The sequence below is a fragment of the Bradyrhizobium sp. HKCCYLS3070 genome (genome assembly GCF_051167575.1).
Taxonomy (GTDB): Bacteria; Pseudomonadota; Alphaproteobacteria; order Rhizobiales; family Xanthobacteraceae; genus Bradyrhizobium.
In genome coordinates this window covers 836,295-852,317 of sequence record NZ_JBNPTI010000001.1, presented here as the reverse complement: position 1 = coordinate 852,317, position 16,023 = coordinate 836,295, and the positions used below count along the sequence as shown (strand labels likewise).

Genomic DNA, 16,023 nt, shown 5'->3' with positions numbered 1-16,023 from the left:
AGAAAATGGTCATCTGATGCCGACATATATCGTGCAAGATGATGCGCTGGACGAACCTGAGAACAAGGTCTTCGAATGATGTTCCTCCCCGTCTTTCCCGTGATGGCGATCCATCGGCCGGATCCGGCTGGCATGGCTGACCACGAGGAACATTGAAGGAGAACGCCAATGGGTTTTTCACACACGCTGGGCGGCGCGCGCTACCGGTTCGACGACCTCAGAACCTTGCTTGCGAAGGCAACGCCGTTGCGCTCGGGCGACGTGCTGGCGGGCCTCGCCGCGGAGGATGCCGCCGAACGCGTGGCGGCACGGATGGCGCTCGCCGAGCTGCCGCTGCGCCATTTCCTCAACGAGGCCGTCATCCCCTACGAGACCGACGAGGTCACGCGGCTGATCGTCGACCAGCATGACGGCAAGGCGTTCGCTCCCGTCGCAAGCCTCACGGTCGGCGACTTCCGCGAATGGCTGCTGTCGGATGCGGCCGACGCAGATGCACTCAGCGGCGTGTCGCCAGGGCTGACGCCGGAGATGGTTGCTGCGGTCTGCAAGATCATGCGGCTGCAGGACCTGGTGACGGTCGCGGCGAAATGCGAGGTCGTGACGCGCTTCCGCTGCACCATCGGCCTGCCGGGCCGGATGTCGACACGGCTGCAGCCCAACCACCCGCTCGACGATCCCAAGGGCGTCGCGGCCTCGATCCTCGACGGGCTGATGTACGGCGTCGGCGACGCGACGATCGGCATCAACCCGGCGAGCGACGACGTCGAGACGATGGTGCGGCTGCTCGACTTGATCGAGACCTTGCGGCTTGCCTCGCATGCACCGATCCAGTCCTGCGTGCTGGCCCATGTCACGACGGCGCTGAAGGCGATCGAGCGCCGCGCGCCGGTCGATCTCGTGTTCCAGTCCCTGGCCGGCAGCGAGGAGGCCAATCGCGGCTTCGGCATCACGCTGTCGCTGCTCGACGAGGCGCTCGCCGCGGCCGAAGGCCTGCAGCGCTGCCCCGTCGGGGGCAACGTGATGTATTTCGAGACCGGACAGGGCAGCGAGCTCTCCTCCGGCGGCCATTGCGGCGTCGACCAGCAGACCTTGGAAGCACGCTGCTACGCGGTCGCGCGGCGCTATCGGCCGCTGCTCGTGAACACCGTGGTCGGATTCATCGGTCCGGAATATCTCTACGACGGAAAGCAGATCATACGCGCGGGCCTGGAGGATCATTTCTGCGGCAAGCTGCTGGGGCTGCCGATGGGCTGCGACGTCTGCTACACCAACCACGCCGAAGCCGACCAGGACGACATGGATGCGCTGCTGACCCTGCTTGGCGTCGCCGGCTGCACCTACATCATGGGTGTGCCGGGCGCTGACGACATCATGCTGAACTATCAAAGCACCTCGTTCCATGACGCGCTCTATGTGCGCAAGGTGCTCGGCAAGCGCGCGGCGCCGGAGTTCGAGACCTGGCTCGCGGCCACCGGCCTCAGCGATGCCAAAGGCGAGCTGCGCTTCGAGCCGGCGCGGCTGATGCCGGCGCTGCCGCTGCTGGAGGCCAAGTGATGGGCGGCTCCGACAAGAGCGACTCGCCGGCAACGTCGTCATCGGACGATTGGCGCTGGCTGTCACGCTATACCGAAGCGCGGATCGCGTTGGGACGCTGCGGTCCTGGCCTGCCGACATCGGCACATCTCGCCTTCCAGGCTGCCCACGCCGAAGCGCGCGATGCCGTGCTGAAGCCGTTCGACGCCGAGCGCTTTGCCGCCGAGGCGACCGCGCATGGCTGGCCGGCCCTTGCCGTGCACAGCCGCGCTGCCGATCGCGCGACCTATCTGCAGCGTCCCGATGCAGGGCGCCTGCTGTCGCCGGCGTCGGAAGCGCTGTTGTCCGAGCCGCGCGCGCCGGCAGACATCGTGCTGGTGGTGGCTGATGGCCTGAGCAGCCGCGCGGTCCAGGTCAACGCCCTGCCCGTGCTCGACATGTTGATGCCGCGCCTGGCTGCAACCGGCAGACGGCTGTCGCCGGTGATCGTTGCTTCGCAGGGCCGCGTCGGGCTCGCCGATCATGTTGGCGAGCTGTTCGGCGCGTCGGCCTCGATCATCTTGATCGGCGAGCGCCCGGGCCTGAGCGCGGCCGATTCCCTTGGCCTCTATCTCACCTGGATGCCGCGCCGGGGCCGCGTCGATGCCGAACGCAACTGCATCTCCAACGTCCGCCAGGGCGGCCTCGCACCGGCGGATGCGGCGAGCCAGGCGGCCGAACTGATCCAGCGCATGTTCCTCCACCAGGCCGCCGGCGTCAGCCTCGCCCGGCTGCCGCAGCTGCCGGCGCCGGATGGAGATGGCGCGTCATGATGCCGGCGCAGTCCGAAACATCACACCGCGCAATAGCGGTCCTGGATATCCTTGTCGGCCAGCAGCGCCGCGGCGCTGCTCTCATGCACGACCTCGCCCTGGTCGATGATGACGGCGCGATCGGCGAGCCGCAGCGCCCATTCGACGTTCTGCTCGACCAACAGCAGCGTCTTGCCCTGGTCGCGCAATCGCCGGAACAGCACGCCCATCTCTTCGACGAGCACCGGCATGATGCCTTCGGACGGCTCGTCGAGCAGAACCATGCGCGGCCGCGCGATCAAGGCCCGCGCGATCGCCAGCATCTGCTGCTCGCCACCCGACAGCGTGACGCCCTCCTGATCCAGCCGCTCGTTCAATCGTGGAAAGGTCTCCGCAACCTCGGCGAACGCCGCGCGCTCCTCGATATCGGCGCTGGCGGCGACCAGCCCAAGCCGCAGGTTCTCGCGCACCGACAGGCCCGGCACGATGCGGCGCTCCTCCGGAACATAAGCGAGCCCGAGATGAAAGCGCTTGTGGGCCGCAAGCGGCAGCAGATCATGGCCGGCAAAGCGCACGCGCCCCGCGGCCCGGGGCATCAGCCCCATGACGGTGCGCAATGTCGTGGTCTTGCCGGCGCCGTTGCGGCCGACGAGCGCGACCACCTCGCCCTCGCTCACGCGCAGCGAGATGCCGTGCAGGACGTGGCTGGCGCCATACCAGGCCTGGAGGCCGTCGAGCTCGAGCAACGCGGTCTCAGCCATAGCCTTCACTCTGTCCCAGATAGACCCGGCGCACGTCGGGGTTGGATCGGATGTCCTCAGGACGACCGTCGGCGAGCAGCCGGCCGTGATGCAGCACCAGCACCCGCTGGCTCAGGCCGAGCACCATCTTCATCTTGTGCTCGACCAGCAGCACCGTGCGCTTCTCCGCCAGCCGCTCCAGCAGCGCCACCATCTCCTTGGTCTCTTCCGGCCCCATGCCCGCGGTCGGCTCATCGAGCAGCAGAAGCTCCGGTTCGGAGACCAGCGCAATGGCGATCTCCAGCGCGCGCTGCTGGCCGTGGGCGAGATACTTCGCGAGCTCGCCACACCTGCCGATCAGGCCGACCGCCATCAGGGCCGCATCGGCGCGTTCGCGGAGTTCGGCAAGATCGGCGCGCTTGCGCCAGATGTCGTAGCTTACCCGCATGGCCTGGGCGGCGACCCGGACATTCTCGTGCACCGACAAATCGGGAAAGATGTTGGTGATCTGGTACGAGCGCGAGATGCCCTGATGCACGAAGCGATGCTGTGGCAGGCCGTTCAGCTCGCGGCCCTTGAACCGCAGGGTGCCGCTGCTCGGCGACAGCGTGCCGGAGAGAATGTTGAAGAAGGTGCTCTTGCCTGCCCCGTTCGGGCCGATGATCGAGGTCAGCTCACCGGCCGCGAACGCGACTGAGATGCCTTCGAGCGCGACGAAGCCGCCGAAGCGACGGCCGATCCCGTCCGCGCGCAACAACTCGGTGCTCATCGGCGTTGCCTCGCGATCGGCAGCACATCGAGGAACGTGCCCCAGATGCCCTTGGGCAGGAACAGCACGAACACGACGAAGATGGCGCCGACCACGATCTGCCAGTGCGGCGTCCACAATGACACGACGTCCTCCAGAATCAGGAAGACCGCGGCCCCGACGAACGGCCCGAAGAAGCTGCGTGCGCCACCGAGCAGCACCATCATCACGATCATGCCGGAGGTCTGGTAGTGCAGGATGTCGAGCGGCACGATCGACAGATGCAGCGCCGACATGCAGCCGCCGACGGCGGAGATGGCACCCGACAGCATGAACACGATCAGCTTGCAGCGCTCGACGTCGTAGCCGCACGCCCGCGCGCGCTGCTCATTCTCCCTGATCGCCTCGATGACCGCGCCGAACGGCGAGTTGAGGATGCGCGACTGAACCCAGATCGCGATCGCCGCGAGCACCATCAGCACGTAATATTTGTTCACGGGATCGAGGAAGTTGATCTGCGCGCCGAACAGACCGATGTGGTCGACCGTGAAGCCGCGCAGCCCGTTCTCGCCGCCAGTGAAGGAGGAGGCCTGCAGCGCCACGTAGTAGACGAGTTGCGCCAGCGCGAGCGTGACCATGGAGAAATAGATGCCGCGGGTGCGCGTCGAGATCGTTCCGATCAATGCGGCGAGCGCCATGCTCGCCGCGATCGCCAGCGGCACTGCGGCAAACCACGGCAGGCCCCAGCGGCCGATGGCGATGCCGGTCAGATACGCGCCGGTGCCGAAGAAGGCGGCGTGGCCGAACGACAGCAGCCCGGTGTAGCCGAACAGGAGATTGTAGCCCATCACCACGACGCCGTAGATCAGGACGTTCACGGCGAGCGCCTTCGACGGCAGCAGCCAGGGCAGCAGCGCCAGTGCGAGCAGCGAGACCAGCACGCGGTGATCCGCGAGAAGCGCGAAGAGGCGCTGCGCCTGAGGAAGCGGCGGTGCTTCGCCGGTCGAATGCACCGTCATCACGCTCTCCCCTTGAGGCCGAACAGACCCTGTGGCCGGATCAGCAGGACCGCGGCCATGAGCGCGAACATCACGATCGTCGCCATCTCGGGCGCAAACAGCGCGACCATGCTGATGCAGATGCCGACCATCAGCCCCGCGACCACGGCGCCGACGATCGAGCCGAGGCCGCCGATCACGGTGACGACGAAGGCCTCCGCCAGCACCAGCGTTCCCATCTCGGGATTGACGCTGCGCATGGGTCCCGCCAGCACCCCGCCGAGCGCGGCAAGGCCGACGCCGAGGCCGAAGATCGCGAGCCACACCTTGCCGATGTCGACCCCGAGCACCCGCATGATCAGGGGATCACGGGCGCCGGCCCGCACGATCAGGCCGACCCGGGTCTTCTCCAGCATCAGCCAGAGCACCAGCAGCACGACGGCGACCAGCGCGATCACGAACAGACGATATTTGGGGAAGAAGCCGACGCCGAGATCGACGACGCCGATCAATTGGGACGGTGTCGGAAACGGAATACCGTCGCTGCCGAACACGATGCGCACCCCCTCGACCAAGATGTAGCTGAGACCGAAGGTGAGCAGCAATGGATCATCGATCGACCGGCCATACAGGCGCCGGACCAGGACGAGTTCGATCAGCATGCCGAACGCGCCGACCAGAATTGGGGCGAGCAGCAAGCCCCACCAGAAGCTGCCGGTCAGCGATGCCAGATACAGACCGGCATAGGCCCCGATCATGAACAGCGCCCCATGGGCGAAATTGACCACGCCGAGCATGCCGAACACGATGGTCAGGCCGAGCGCAGTGATGACCAGCACCGCCCCAAGGGCGATGCCGGAAAACAGCTGCATGATGATCAGCGAGAGGTCCATGCGATCAGGATCAGGTGGCGTGGCCGAGTTCGCCGCAGCTGCGCAGCATCTCGTCCGCCCCGGGATCGCTGGCCACGATCGCGAACAGGTCGTTCTCGCTCGCCATCGCCGACTTCTTCTTGGATTCCAGCACAAGCACCGATTGCACCGACTGGTGGTCGCATTTGCGGTAATGCTGCGGGCCCTTGGTCAGATCGTATTGCAGCCCCTCCAGCACCGCGATGACCTTATCGGTGTCGGTGCCACCGGCGGCCTGCATCGCCTGCAGCAGCGAGCCGACGCCGGAGTAGCCATAGGCGCCGTAGTCGGTCGGGATCGCGCCGCCATTGGCGGCCCGGAACGCCTTGTTGAACTCGGCCGCGGTCTTGTTCTGTGTCTCAAGACCCCAATAATAGTTGGCGCCGCCGACGACGCCCTCGAACACGTCGGGCCCGACGGCGAGGCGCTGATTGTGCAGGATCACCGGCACCACGATCTTCATCTGCTGCTTGATGCCGAAATCCACCGCCTGCTTGATCGCGTTGGCCTGGTCGCGGCCGAAATTGCTGATGCACAGCACGTCCGGCCGCAGCGACATCAGCCGCGGCATGAAGGTCGAATAGTCGGCTGCACCGAACGGATGCAGGATCTCGCCGACGCTCTCGGCACCGATCGCCGTCTGCGCCCGCTTGAAGCCGCGCAGCATCTCATGGCCATAGGCATAGTCGGCCACGAGATGGGCGACCTTCATGCCCTTCTTGATGGTCTGGCGGGCCACGGCCGCCGTGGTCATGTGCGGGTTCAGCGCCTCGTGGAAGGTGTATTTGCTGAAATCCTTGACCTCGTTGATGGTGTCGGACTGGCTGATCGACACGTAGATCACGCCGCGAGCGCGCGTCACCTCGTTGACGGCAAGCTGGACGGCGCTGGAGAGCGCGCCGACGATAGCGTGCACCTTGTCCTTCTCGATCAGCTCGAGCGTCCGCGTCGCCGCCTCGCCGGCGTTGAGCTTGTCGTCGCGCACAAGCAGCTCGACCTTGCGGCCGGCGACGCCGCCTTTGTCGTTGACCAGCTTGACGGCGAGTTCGGCGCACTTGACCTGGTCACGCGCCTCGGCGGCGAACGGACCGGTCAGCGGCGTCGGAAAGCCGATGCGGATGGTGTCATCGGCGGCACGCCCCAGGCGCGGCATCGCGAGCGTGGCGACACCTGCCGACATCCCCATCAGCGCCGTGCGGCGGGATATTCCTGCGCGTCGCAACTTCGTCTCGTAGACTTGCATGATGTCCTCCCTAACCTTGTTTTCTTAGTATCGATTGAGCGTCTTGAGCACGCGCGCTGGCGTGATCGGAATGGTGTTGATGGAGGCGCCGAAGGGCATCAGCGCATCATTGACCGCATTCAGCACACAGGCCGACGCGGCCGCGGTGCCGGCCTCGCCGCAGCCCTTTGCGCCGAGAATGGTGTCCGCCGTCGGCGTCTCGACGTGATCGATGGTAATGTCTGGCATCTCCATCGCCATCGGCACCAGATAGTCGGCCAGCGATCCGTTGAGCAATTGGCCGGTCTCACTGTAACGGCATTCCTCGAACAGCGCAGCGCCAAGACCCTGTACGACACCGCCGCGCAACTGCTCGTCGACCAGCATCGGATTGATGATGCGGCCGCAATCCTCGACGACATAGTGCTTCAGCAGCTTGATGAAGCCGGTTTCGACATCGACTTCAAGGTAGCTGCCCTGGATGCCATTAGTGAAGGCAAAGGGGTAGCCCTGCGGCGCGAAATGATGGCTGACCGTCAGTTGCGCCTGAGTGCCCGGTGGCAAGGTGTCGGACCGGAAATAGGCGATGCGCGCGATCTCAGCGACCGGCAGACGCGGCTGCCCCGTCGCGACACTGACGATCTGGCCATCGATGACGTCGAGCGCAGCAGGCTGCTCCTGCAGCACCAGCGCGGCGATCTCCAGAATGTTCGCCTTGAGCTTTCGCGCGGCCTGCAGCGCCGTCTCGCCGCCGATGCCTGCACCGCGGCAGGCCCAGGTCGCACCACCATGCGGCGTGACCTCGGTATCGCCGGTGATGATCTTGACACGCTCCTGGGCGAGACCAAGCTGGTCGGCGACGATCTGGCTGATGATCGCCTCGGTGCCCTGGCCCTGCTCGGTCACGGAGATCGCACAGCGCACCTCGCCCGACGGCGTCAGGCTGACGGTCGCGCCATCCTGCGAGGAAATGCGCGCGCCGCCGACGCCGTAGAACGCAGGGCTCGGGTTGGTGATCTCGACGAAGGTCGCAATGCCGATGCCGCGATAGATGCCGCGCCGACGCAGCTCGGCCTGCTCGGCGCGGAGCGCGTCATAGTCCATGATCCCGCGCAGCCGCCGCAGGCAGACTTCGTGCGACAGCGCCTCGAACCTGTAGCCGGTCGGCGATGCCGTCGGATAGGCGCTGTCGACAATCACGTTCCTGGCGCGCATCGCGAATGGATCGAGCCCGACGCGGGCAGCAGCGAGATCCACCATGCGCTCGGTGACCGCGCAGGCGATGGGATGTCCAACCGCGCGATACTGGCTGGTCTGCACCTTGTTCTGGAACACGACCTCGAGCGCGGCGCGGTAGGATTTGAAATCATACGGCGCACCGATCAGGCGGATGACCTGATTGCCTTCGACGACGCTGGTGCGCGGATAGGTCGAGAACGCGCCGATCGCCGTGGCATCGTGGACGTCCATGGCAAGGATCTTGCCGTCGGCGTCGACGGCCATGCGCGCGCGGACGTGGTGATCGCGGGCATGAATATCCGACACGAAGGACTCGATGCGATCGGCGACGTATTTGACCGGGCGCCCGAGCAGGATCGACAGCCCGACAACCGCCATGTCCTCGTGGTAGACATGCAGCTTCATGCCGAACGACCCGCCGATATCGGGCGCGATCACGCGCACGCTGGCTTCCGGGATGCCGTAGTGGCGAGCGTACAGATCCTGGAACTGGTAGGGCGTCTGCGTGGCGTGGTGCACCGTCAGCGCGCCGCTCTCGGAATCATAGTCCGCGACGATGGCCCGCGGCTCGAGCGTGACCGGGGTATGACGGCCGAAGCTGAATTCTTCCTCGATCACATGCGCGGCCGACGCGAAGGCCTCATCGACGCGGCCGCTGTCGAGCTGCGTGCGGAAACAGATGTTGGACGCCGCAACCGGATTGACCAGCGGCATCCCCGGCCGACGCGCGGCGTCGAGATCGACCACCGCCGGCAGCTCCTCGTAGTCGACCGAGATCAGCTCCAGCGCATCCTCCGCGATCGCCCTGCTCTCGGCGACCACGGCAATCACGGCCTGCCCAGCCCAGACGACGCGATCCAATGGCAACGGCAGCTGCGGCTCGGACATCATGCCCTTGAAATGATCGAGCGTCCCGGTCCACGGTGTGCAGATCTTCGCCAGATCGGCGCCGGTCGCAACCAGATGCACGCCCGCAAGCGCCCGCGCCGCATCGACCTCGATGCCGGTGATCCGTGCATGAGCATACGGGGTGCGCAGGAAGGCGGCATACAGCATGCGCGGCAGGCGAATGTCGGTCACATAGCGCCCGCGTCCGGCGAGCAGCCGCTTCGCATTCGGTCGCGGCACGGAGCGGCCGATATAGGAATTCGGGCGGTCCAGCGACGTCAGCGGCGGGCTCATGGCGACGAGCCCTCCGCGCCCTGCGATGCCGTTGCTGCCCGTGCCGCGGCGACCGCGGCGATGGCGTCGACGATCGCTTCATATCCGGTGCAGCGGCAGAAATTGCCCGAGAGCGCGTCGCGAATGGTCTCGCGACTCGGCCGTGCCACGTGGGTCAGCAGCTCATGAGCGGTGATCAGCATGCCCGGCGTGCAGAACCCGCATTGCAGCGCATTGCGCCGATGAAACTCGGCTTGCAGGTCGGCGATCACGCCGCTCTCCGAGAGCCCCTCGATCGTATCGATCCGCGCGCCATCGGCCTGCACGGCGAACATCAGGCAGCCATGCACGGCAGCGCCGTCGAGCTGAACCAGGCAGGCGCCGCAGGCCCCCATCTCGCAACCGGCATGCGTGCCGGTCAGCTCGAGCTGCTGGCGAAGACAATCCACCAGCGTGTCGCGAGGCGCGACGTCACACGCCACCTTGCGGCCGTTGACGATGAGGCGAATGCGGACCTGCTCCTCGGTCTCGATGTTGACCGGCGGGCTCATGCGGCTTCTCCGATCCGTCCCAGCAGCCGGCCGAGCAGAACGCGCGCCAGATGCAGACGCATCGCCGCCGGAACATCGTCGCTGTCAGCGGGCGAGAGATCGGCGTCGAGCGCAGCCTGCGCCGCCGCAATCCGTGCAGCATCGATCCGGTTGCCGGTGAGCGCTGTCTCCGCGTGCCTCGCACGGGTCGGGACGTTGCCGACCGAAAAGAATGCAATGCGGATGCGCTCGATCAGATCGCCCTGGCAGGTCGCGAGCAGGCCGCAACCGACCAGTGCATAGTCGCCGCGCCGGCGGGCCAGCTCATCGAACGCAACGCGCTGGCCGGCTCTGAAGAGAGGAACATGAACCGCGACGAGGATCTCGCCGGGCGCGATCGCCGTCTCGAAAAGATCGGTGAAGAAGTCATCGGCTTTGACGCGGCGCCGGCCGGACGCGCCGGCAATCTCAATCTCGGCGTCGAGCGCCAGCACCATCGCCGGAAACTCGGAGGCTGGGTCGGCCAGCGCGACACTGCCGCCAAAGGTCCCGCGATTGCGGATGGCAGGATGCGCAACGAACGGGGCTGCGGCGCGCAACAGCGGCGCAAACTCAGCGATCAGCGGATCGGTCAGCATCTCGCAGTGCCGGGTCAAGGCGCCGATCCGCAACCATTCGCCGTCCCGCGTGATGCCGCGCAGCTCTGCAATGTGGTTGATATCGATCAGAATTCGCGGGGCCTGAAGACGCAACGCCAGCGCCGGAACCAGGCTCTGACCACCAGCAATGAAGCGCACATCGTCGCCCGCGCCCGCATGAGCTTCGAGCGCCTCGCCGATCGTGTGTGCACGAAAATAGCTGAAAGCCCTCGCTTTCATCCGTTTCCTCACCGCCAGGGCTCGCCAGCCCGGATTCCCAAATTTGTGACCATCTGGTCTCAAAAGAGTTGCACGCAGCGGCACCGCGGTCAACCAGAAACGAACGATTGGTCACAAATCAGCTTTCGGCTATCAAGCAGGCTGTCGCCGCAATCGATAGAGACCATGGCTAGGACCCCGAAGACAGCGAGCGCTGAGACAACAGGCCGAGTTGATGGACGCCCGCGCAGGTCCGAGAACCGTCCTCAGGCGAGGCGCCGCAACATGCGCGCCGCCGACCGCGAGCGCGTGATCGTGGATGAAGCGATCCGCTTTTTCGCCGAGCGCGGCTTCGAAGGCCAGACGCGGGAGCTCGCCAAGCGCATGGGCATCGCGCATTCGGTGATCTACCGGCACTTCCCCAGCAAGGAAGCCCTGATCGAGCGCGTCTATCAGGAGGTCTATCTCAGCCGCTGGTCGCAGGACTGGGGCCCGCTGATCCGCGATCGCAGCCTTCCACTCAAGGCGCGACTGACCGGCTTCTATCTCGACTACGTGGCACGCGTGTTCGAATACAACTGGGTGCGGATCTTCGTGTTCTCCGGCATGAAGTCGTTCGGCATCACCGGCCGCTATCTCGACCTCGTCCGGCACGAGATCATCGAGCCTGCCGCGATCGAGCTGCGGCATGAACTGCAGCTGCCAGACGCCGCCACCTGCCCTCTCGGCAGCCGCGAGACGGAGATGTTCTGGGGACTGCACGGACGCATCTTCTATCTCGCGATCCGAAAGTTCATCTACGAGACACCGGTTCCATCAGATCTCGAGCAAACCGTGCGTGATGCGATCGACCTCTTCATGGACGGCGCCAGACTGGCGCTCCCTCGGCTCCTGCGCGACGATCAGGCCGGACCAGCACGATGATCCGGCCCGTCGTCGATGACCGTCACGCCGTCCGGCCGCGCCCGCCCTTGATCTTCGCGGCGACGAGATAGGATAGCGGCATGGCGACGACGAATCCGACCAGCGCCGCCAACGGCAGGTCTTTCATCGGACTCGCGACCAGCCCCTGCACCGTCAACAATGCCGTCACCGCGCTGCCTGCCAGCACCGTGCCCAGCATGACCCAGATGAGAATTGCGACCTTGAACATCTGTCTTTCTCCGTCAGTAGGAAAGCTTCCGATCCCTTGACGCGAGAATGCTCTGCCTGCGGCTTCCGAGCGGCATTGATTTGGAACAACCGGACTCGGCAATCGAGGGAGGAGCGACCTGCTCCTCCCTCGATCAGTCCGTATAAGCCAACGGCCTATCGCTGGCGCCTCGCAATCGGCGAACGACGATGGTCTATCGTGTCGCCGGAACGAAGTGATCGCGCTTGCTGACCGACGTCCCGGTCGCCGGATCCGTGATCTTGATCTCGATGTCCACCGGCGCGGAGGGAAGGTCGGCCCCCTTGGCCTCGATCGACATGCGGATCTCGCGGGTCTGATCCTGGCCGACGTCGATCACCATACGACCGTCCTGCTCGCGCGTTTCGCCGGCCACCGTCACCTTGGCGTTCGGAAGCCCCACGACGTCCAGCACGAAGTCGCGCGGCCCGCGCTTGTTGAGCAGACGAACCGTGTAGTCGTTGCGGACGCCGCCATCCGACAACTGCACGAACAGCGGGTTACGTTCATGCAGCACGTTGATGCCCATCGTGCCGCGCGTCACCAGCGAGTACAGCATGATCCCGCCGACGATCGCGATGAAGGTCGCATAGATGATCGTGCGCGGTCGGATGATCCGGTAGATCTCGGGCTTGCCTTCCTTGCGGCGCTGGACGTTGATGTCGGTGTCGTAACCGATGAGGCCCGTCGGACGGCCGATCTGGGTCATCACGCTGTCGCAGGCATCGATGCACAGGCTGCACTGGATGCAGCCGAGCTGGATGCCGTGGCGGATGTCGACGCCGGTCGGGCAGACGTTGACGCATTGATGGCAGTCGATGCAATCCCCGGCGGGTGCGCCCTGCAGCCGTGCAGCTTCCGCCTTCTTGACCGACATGCGCGGCTCGCCGCGGTCGCCCTTGTAGGTGACGTTGAGCGCCCACTCGTCGGTCAGCGCCGCCTGGATGCGCGGCCACGGGCACATGTAGATGCAGACCTGCTCGCGAGCGTGGCCGGCGAACACATAAGTCGTCGCCGTCAGGATGCCGATCCAGAGATAGGCGGTGAACGGCGCCTGGAAGGTGGCGAGGTCCTTCACCAGGGTCGGCGCATCGTCGAAATACAGCACCCAGGCGCCACCGGTCCACCAGCCGATCATGATCCAGAGGAAATGCTTCAGCGCGGCCTGGCGGATGTGGGTGAAGGTCCAGCCGCGCTTGTCGCTGAGCATGCGCTCACGGCGGTCGCCCTCGGCCCAGCGCTCGACGGCGTAGAACAGGTCGGTCCACACCGTCTGCGGACAGAGATAGCCGCACCACAGCCGGCCGGCGACCGCGTTCATCAGGAACAGGGCGACCGCCGCGATGATGAGCAGGCCGGTGAAGTAGTAGACCTCCTGCGGCCACAGCTCGATGAAGAAGAAGTAGAACCGGCGATGCGGGAAATCGACCAGCACCGCCTGGTTCGGCATGCCGGGTCCGCGATCCCAGCGGACGAAGGGCAGCAGGTAGTAGATGCCGAGCGTGATGCACAGGATCGTCCACTTGATGCGCCGGAAGCGGCCGTGCACGGCCGCCGGATAGACCTTGTCGCGCGCCTTGTAGAGCGGCCCGACGATATAGGTTTCGTCCGAGTCAGCCATGATATCCCCGCTTCATCTTGCCGTCCTTCCGACCGATTCAGGAGAACGCGTTGCCGCTTTTGAGCCCCAGCTTCTTGAAGACGATCGCCGCCGGGCAGAAGCCCGTGAACGAGGCCTGGATCATGTTCACGCCCGCAAAGGCCGCCAGCAAGAACCAGTAGGGACTGACGTACCAGCCCAGCGTCAGGCTGAGCAGGACGACGACGCCCGCGAAGGTGAGAACTGCTTTGTCGACGTTCATGACATACTCCTTCATGGTTGCATTTGAGCGTAATCAAGCAAGTGCCGGCCCGGCCGTACGGCTACTGCCGCAGGCCGGACAGTGTCCAGGCGACGATTCGTTGCGAGTCCATCGCACCCGAGATTCGCGCCAGCTCCCGCCCCTGCTGCAGCAGCAGCATGGTCGGAATTCCGGAGATGCCGAACCGCGCCGACACCTCCGGCGCCTCGTCCGAGTTCAGCTTCAGAAGCTGCACACGCGGCTCCAGCTCTTGCGCAGCGCGCGCGAACATCGGCGCCATCGCGCGGCACGGGCCGCACCATGGCGCCCAGACGTCGACGAGCAGCGGCAGACTGCTATGCGCGACATGGCGTTCGAACGCGGCCTGGTCGACCTCGATCGGATGGCCGCTGAACAGCGGCGTATGACACTTGCCGCATTTCCCCTGCGTCGGCGCCCGGTCCGCGGGCAGACGGTTGATCTGCCCGCAATGGCCGCACACGATCTGCAAACCGTTGCTCATGTGCCGGTCCTGACTTCCTTGATCTTGGCGATGTTGAGCCGGTCGAGCAGGAACTTTTCGTAGAACGGCTCGGGCGTCCCGCGCCTCATCTTGCGCAGGAAGTACTTCTCGAAGGCGACCTTGGCATAGTGCACCCACTCTCCCTTCGACGACCAGTTGACGTTGCGCGGCGGGATCTGCGGCTGGGCCAGGAAGGCGACGCCGGAATCGCCGAAATCGGCAAGACAGATCGCGTTCCAGGTCGGCTCGGCTTTGGGCTCCTGGCCGCGCAGCAGCGCCCCGATGTTCAAGGCCGTCGCCGTCACCATCGATTCGATCATGAAGCCGGTCTTGGGCACGCCGACCGGCACCGGAGTCGGCCCGATCGGCGGAATCGCAACGCAGACGCCGATGGCAAACACGTTGGGGAAGGTCGGATTACGCTGATGCTTGTCCACGACAACGAAGCCGCGGGGATTGGTGAGCTTGTCGATGCCGCGGACGGCCCCCACGCCGCGAAAGGCGGGCAGCATCATCGAATAGGCAAACGGTAGCTCGTGCGTCTTGCGGACGGTGCCGTCGTCGGCGACCTCCTCCACGAACATGCGGCCATCCTCGACCTTGGTGACACGCGCGCTGGTGATCCACTTGATGTGCTTTTCGCGCATCTCGCTTTCCAGCAGACCCTTGGTGTCGCCGACGCCGTCGAGGCCGAGATGGCCGATATAGGGCTCGGACGTCACGAAGGTCATCGGCACCTGATCGCGCATCTTGCGCCGGCGCAGCTCGGTTTCCAGGATGAACAGGAATTCGTAAGCGGGGCCGAAGCATGAAGCGCCCTGTACCGCACCGACGATCACCGGCCCGGGTTTCTCGGCGAGCCTGTCAAAGGCCGCCTTGGCATGAGCGGCGTGGTCGACGTGGCACACGGATTGCGTATGCCCATCGGGTCCAAGCCCCGGGATTTCGTCGAAGGCGAGTTCGGGACCGGTGGCGACGACGAGATAATCGTATGCCACCATGCCGCCGTCCGTCAGCTCGACCTGGTTCTCGGCCGGATGCACGCGCTTGGCGCCCTGCGTCAGCAGCCGGATGCCCTTGCGCTGCATGACGTCGACCAGATCGATCTCGATCTCGTCGCGCTTGCGCCAGCCCACGGCCACCCAGGGGTTGGATGGCACGAAATGATAGGAGGAGCCCTGCGAGACGACGGTCACGCGATCCTCCTTCCTCAGTTGCGGCAACATTTCATAAGCCATCAGCGAGCCGCTCAGCCCCGCCCCGATCACCACGATTTCCGCCATTGGGATCCTCCATCCGCACTTGATTCATTCTTGCTTCATGTCACCGCGGCGCCGCCGCCGGCCTTGACTATATATTCGAATATCTGTATATACGCAACTATGAAAATTAACGCTGACATCATGGAAGCGGCGGCGGACCAGGCCAGCGACCTGCTGAAGGCGCTGTCGAACCGCCATCGCCTCCTGATCATCTGCCAGCTGGTCGACGACGAGCGGTCGGTCGGAGAACTCGCCGAGTTTCTCGGCCTGCGCGATTCGACCGTGTCGCAGCACCTGGCGCTCCTGCGCAAGGACGGCCTGGTCACCGCCAGGCGCGAGGGGCAGACGATCTACTATTCGATCACAAGCGATCCGGCCCGCGAGGTCCTCAAGACGCTCTATCAGGTGTACTGCGGGCCGAGACCGTCACCGAGACTATGAGGATGCCGGACCGGCATCTTGACCGATATCAAACGGGAACTCCCATCCAGGTGAG

17 protein-coding genes are annotated in these 16,023 nt (G+C 65.4%); 4 read left to right on the top strand and 13 right to left on the bottom strand.

The features are described 5' to 3' along the window. The first annotated feature begins 168 nt into the window (after nt 1–168). Nucleotides 169–1,554 carry an ethanolamine ammonia-lyase subunit EutB gene (locus tag ACQR03_RS03850; RefSeq protein WP_315749873.1) on the top strand — a complete coding sequence of 462 codons (1,386 nt, stop codon included), beginning with the start codon at nt 169–171 and terminating at the stop codon, nt 1,552–1,554. Next, nucleotides 1,554–2,345, top strand: a complete 792-nt coding sequence (eutC, locus tag ACQR03_RS03845; protein ID WP_315749872.1) for an ethanolamine ammonia-lyase subunit EutC — start codon at nt 1,554–1,556, stop codon at nt 2,343–2,345. Before ACQR03_RS03850 ends, eutC begins: the two co-directional genes overlap by 1 nt. A 20-nt stretch (nt 2,346–2,365) precedes the next feature. Here eutC and ACQR03_RS03840 read toward each other — a convergent pair whose 3' ends face one another. The 8 genes from ACQR03_RS03840 to ACQR03_RS03805 are packed head-to-tail and all read right to left on the bottom strand — an operon-like array spanning nt 2,366 to nt 10,751. Then, nucleotides 2,366–3,085 carry an ABC transporter ATP-binding protein gene (locus ACQR03_RS03840; protein ID WP_315712527.1) on the bottom strand — a complete coding sequence of 240 codons (720 nt, stop codon included), beginning with the start codon at nt 3,083–3,085 and terminating at the stop codon, nt 2,366–2,368. Further along, nucleotides 3,078–3,833: an ABC transporter ATP-binding protein gene (locus ACQR03_RS03835; protein WP_315749871.1), complete on the bottom strand. Its 756-nt coding sequence runs from the start codon at nt 3,831–3,833 to the stop codon at nt 3,078–3,080. Before ACQR03_RS03835 ends, ACQR03_RS03840 begins: the two co-directional genes overlap by 8 nt. Beyond that, the gene (locus ACQR03_RS03830; protein ID WP_315749870.1) at nt 3,830–4,831 is read right to left on the bottom strand and encodes a branched-chain amino acid ABC transporter permease; all 1,002 of its coding nucleotides are present in this window, start codon (nt 4,829–4,831) and stop codon (nt 3,830–3,832) included. The genes ACQR03_RS03835 and ACQR03_RS03830 overlap by 4 nt, the downstream gene beginning before the upstream one ends. Further along, entirely contained in the window at nt 4,831–5,703 is an 873-nt protein-coding gene (locus ACQR03_RS03825) for a branched-chain amino acid ABC transporter permease (protein ID WP_315712531.1), read from the bottom strand. The genes ACQR03_RS03830 and ACQR03_RS03825 overlap by 1 nt, the downstream gene beginning before the upstream one ends. A gap of 10 nt (nt 5,704–5,713) precedes the next feature. After that, complete coding sequence (locus tag ACQR03_RS03820; protein WP_315712532.1) at nt 5,714–6,964, bottom strand: ABC transporter substrate-binding protein; 1,251 nt, start codon at nt 6,962–6,964, stop codon at nt 5,714–5,716. Between the two features lie 24 nt (nt 6,965–6,988). Continuing rightward, a complete protein-coding gene (locus ACQR03_RS03815; RefSeq protein ID WP_315749868.1) occupies nt 6,989–9,364 on the bottom strand; it encodes a xanthine dehydrogenase family protein molybdopterin-binding subunit in 2,376 nt (791 codons plus the stop codon). Continuing rightward, a complete protein-coding gene (locus ACQR03_RS03810; protein WP_315749867.1) occupies nt 9,361–9,894 on the bottom strand; it encodes a (2Fe-2S)-binding protein in 534 nt (177 codons plus the stop codon). The genes ACQR03_RS03815 and ACQR03_RS03810 overlap by 4 nt, the downstream gene beginning before the upstream one ends. Continuing rightward, nucleotides 9,891–10,751: an FAD binding domain-containing protein gene (locus ACQR03_RS03805; RefSeq protein ID WP_316202201.1), complete on the bottom strand. Its 861-nt coding sequence runs from the start codon at nt 10,749–10,751 to the stop codon at nt 9,891–9,893. The genes ACQR03_RS03810 and ACQR03_RS03805 overlap by 4 nt, the downstream gene beginning before the upstream one ends. A 264-nt stretch (nt 10,752–11,015) precedes the next feature. Here ACQR03_RS03805 and ACQR03_RS03800 point away from each other — a divergent pair, with 264 nt between their 5' ends. Then, nucleotides 11,016–11,654 carry a TetR/AcrR family transcriptional regulator gene (locus ACQR03_RS03800; protein ID WP_315749866.1) on the top strand — a complete coding sequence of 213 codons (639 nt, stop codon included), beginning with the start codon at nt 11,016–11,018 and terminating at the stop codon, nt 11,652–11,654. A 22-nt stretch (nt 11,655–11,676) separates the two neighbouring features. On the opposite strand, the gene ACQR03_RS03795 is transcribed toward ACQR03_RS03800, so the two are convergent. From ACQR03_RS03795 to ACQR03_RS03775, 5 genes are all read right to left on the bottom strand, one after another. Continuing rightward, nucleotides 11,677–11,883 (bottom strand): hypothetical protein, encoded by a 207-nt coding sequence (locus ACQR03_RS03795; RefSeq protein WP_315712536.1) that lies wholly within the window; start codon nt 11,881–11,883, stop codon nt 11,677–11,679. Nucleotides 11,884–12,076: 193 nt separating this feature from the next. Beyond that, nucleotides 12,077–13,522 (bottom strand): cytochrome c oxidase accessory protein CcoG, encoded by a 1,446-nt coding sequence (gene ccoG / locus ACQR03_RS03790; RefSeq protein WP_316173881.1) that lies wholly within the window; start codon nt 13,520–13,522, stop codon nt 12,077–12,079. A gap of 37 nt (nt 13,523–13,559) precedes the next feature. Beyond that, nucleotides 13,560–13,763 carry a YgaP family membrane protein gene (locus ACQR03_RS03785; RefSeq protein ID WP_315827454.1) on the bottom strand — a complete coding sequence of 68 codons (204 nt, stop codon included), beginning with the start codon at nt 13,761–13,763 and terminating at the stop codon, nt 13,560–13,562. 61 nt (nt 13,764–13,824) lie between these two features. Beyond that, nucleotides 13,825–14,265, bottom strand: coding sequence for a thioredoxin TrxC (gene trxC, locus ACQR03_RS03780; protein ID WP_315749863.1), 441 nt, complete (start codon nt 14,263–14,265; stop codon nt 13,825–13,827). Continuing rightward, on the bottom strand, nt 14,262–15,548 hold the full coding sequence (locus ACQR03_RS03775) for an NAD(P)/FAD-dependent oxidoreductase (RefSeq protein WP_315712541.1): 1,287 nt from the start codon (nt 15,546–15,548) through the stop codon (nt 14,262–14,264). Before ACQR03_RS03775 ends, trxC begins: the two co-directional genes overlap by 4 nt. Before the next feature lie 120 nt (nt 15,549–15,668). On the opposite strand from ACQR03_RS03775, the gene ACQR03_RS03770 reads away from it, so the two are divergent. Further along, the gene (locus tag ACQR03_RS03770; protein WP_315827472.1) at nt 15,669–15,968 is read left to right on the top strand and encodes an ArsR/SmtB family transcription factor; all 300 of its coding nucleotides are present in this window, start codon (nt 15,669–15,671) and stop codon (nt 15,966–15,968) included. The last annotated feature ends 55 nt before the right edge of the window (nt 15,969–16,023 follow it).

Excerpts from the sequence above, each read along its gene's own strand:
- ACQR03_RS03850 (WP_315749873.1), top strand. The coding sequence starts at position 169 with ATGGGTTTTTCACACACGCTGGGCGGCGCGCGCTACCGGTTCGACGAC.
- eutC (WP_315749872.1), top strand. The coding sequence starts at position 1,554 with ATGGGCGGCTCCGACAAGAGCGACTCGCCGGCAACGTCGTCATCGGAC.
- ACQR03_RS03840 (WP_315712527.1), bottom strand. The coding sequence starts at position 3,085 with ATGGCTGAGACCGCGTTGCTCGAGCTCGACGGCCTCCAGGCCTGGTAT.
- ACQR03_RS03835 (WP_315749871.1), bottom strand. The coding sequence starts at position 3,833 with ATGAGCACCGAGTTGTTGCGCGCGGACGGGATCGGCCGTCGCTTCGGC.
- ACQR03_RS03830 (WP_315749870.1), bottom strand. The coding sequence starts at position 4,831 with ATGACGGTGCATTCGACCGGCGAAGCACCGCCGCTTCCTCAGGCGCAG.
- ACQR03_RS03825 (WP_315712531.1), bottom strand. The coding sequence starts at position 5,703 with ATGGACCTCTCGCTGATCATCATGCAGCTGTTTTCCGGCATCGCCCTT.
- ACQR03_RS03820 (WP_315712532.1), bottom strand. The coding sequence starts at position 6,964 with ATGCAAGTCTACGAGACGAAGTTGCGACGCGCAGGAATATCCCGCCGC.
- ACQR03_RS03815 (WP_315749868.1), bottom strand. The coding sequence starts at position 9,364 with ATGAGCCCGCCGCTGACGTCGCTGGACCGCCCGAATTCCTATATCGGC.
- ACQR03_RS03810 (WP_315749867.1), bottom strand. The coding sequence starts at position 9,894 with ATGAGCCCGCCGGTCAACATCGAGACCGAGGAGCAGGTCCGCATTCGC.
- ACQR03_RS03805 (WP_316202201.1), bottom strand. The coding sequence starts at position 10,751 with ATGAAAGCGAGGGCTTTCAGCTATTTTCGTGCACACACGATCGGCGAG.
- ACQR03_RS03800 (WP_315749866.1), top strand. The coding sequence starts at position 11,016 with ATGCGCGCCGCCGACCGCGAGCGCGTGATCGTGGATGAAGCGATCCGC.
- ACQR03_RS03795 (WP_315712536.1), bottom strand. The coding sequence starts at position 11,883 with ATGTTCAAGGTCGCAATTCTCATCTGGGTCATGCTGGGCACGGTGCTG.
- ccoG (WP_316173881.1), bottom strand. The coding sequence starts at position 13,522 with ATGGCTGACTCGGACGAAACCTATATCGTCGGGCCGCTCTACAAGGCG.
- ACQR03_RS03785 (WP_315827454.1), bottom strand. The coding sequence starts at position 13,763 with ATGAACGTCGACAAAGCAGTTCTCACCTTCGCGGGCGTCGTCGTCCTG.
- trxC (WP_315749863.1), bottom strand. The coding sequence starts at position 14,265 with ATGAGCAACGGTTTGCAGATCGTGTGCGGCCATTGCGGGCAGATCAAC.
- ACQR03_RS03775 (WP_315712541.1), bottom strand. The coding sequence starts at position 15,548 with ATGGCGGAAATCGTGGTGATCGGGGCGGGGCTGAGCGGCTCGCTGATG.
- ACQR03_RS03770 (WP_315827472.1), top strand. The coding sequence starts at position 15,669 with ATGGAAGCGGCGGCGGACCAGGCCAGCGACCTGCTGAAGGCGCTGTCG.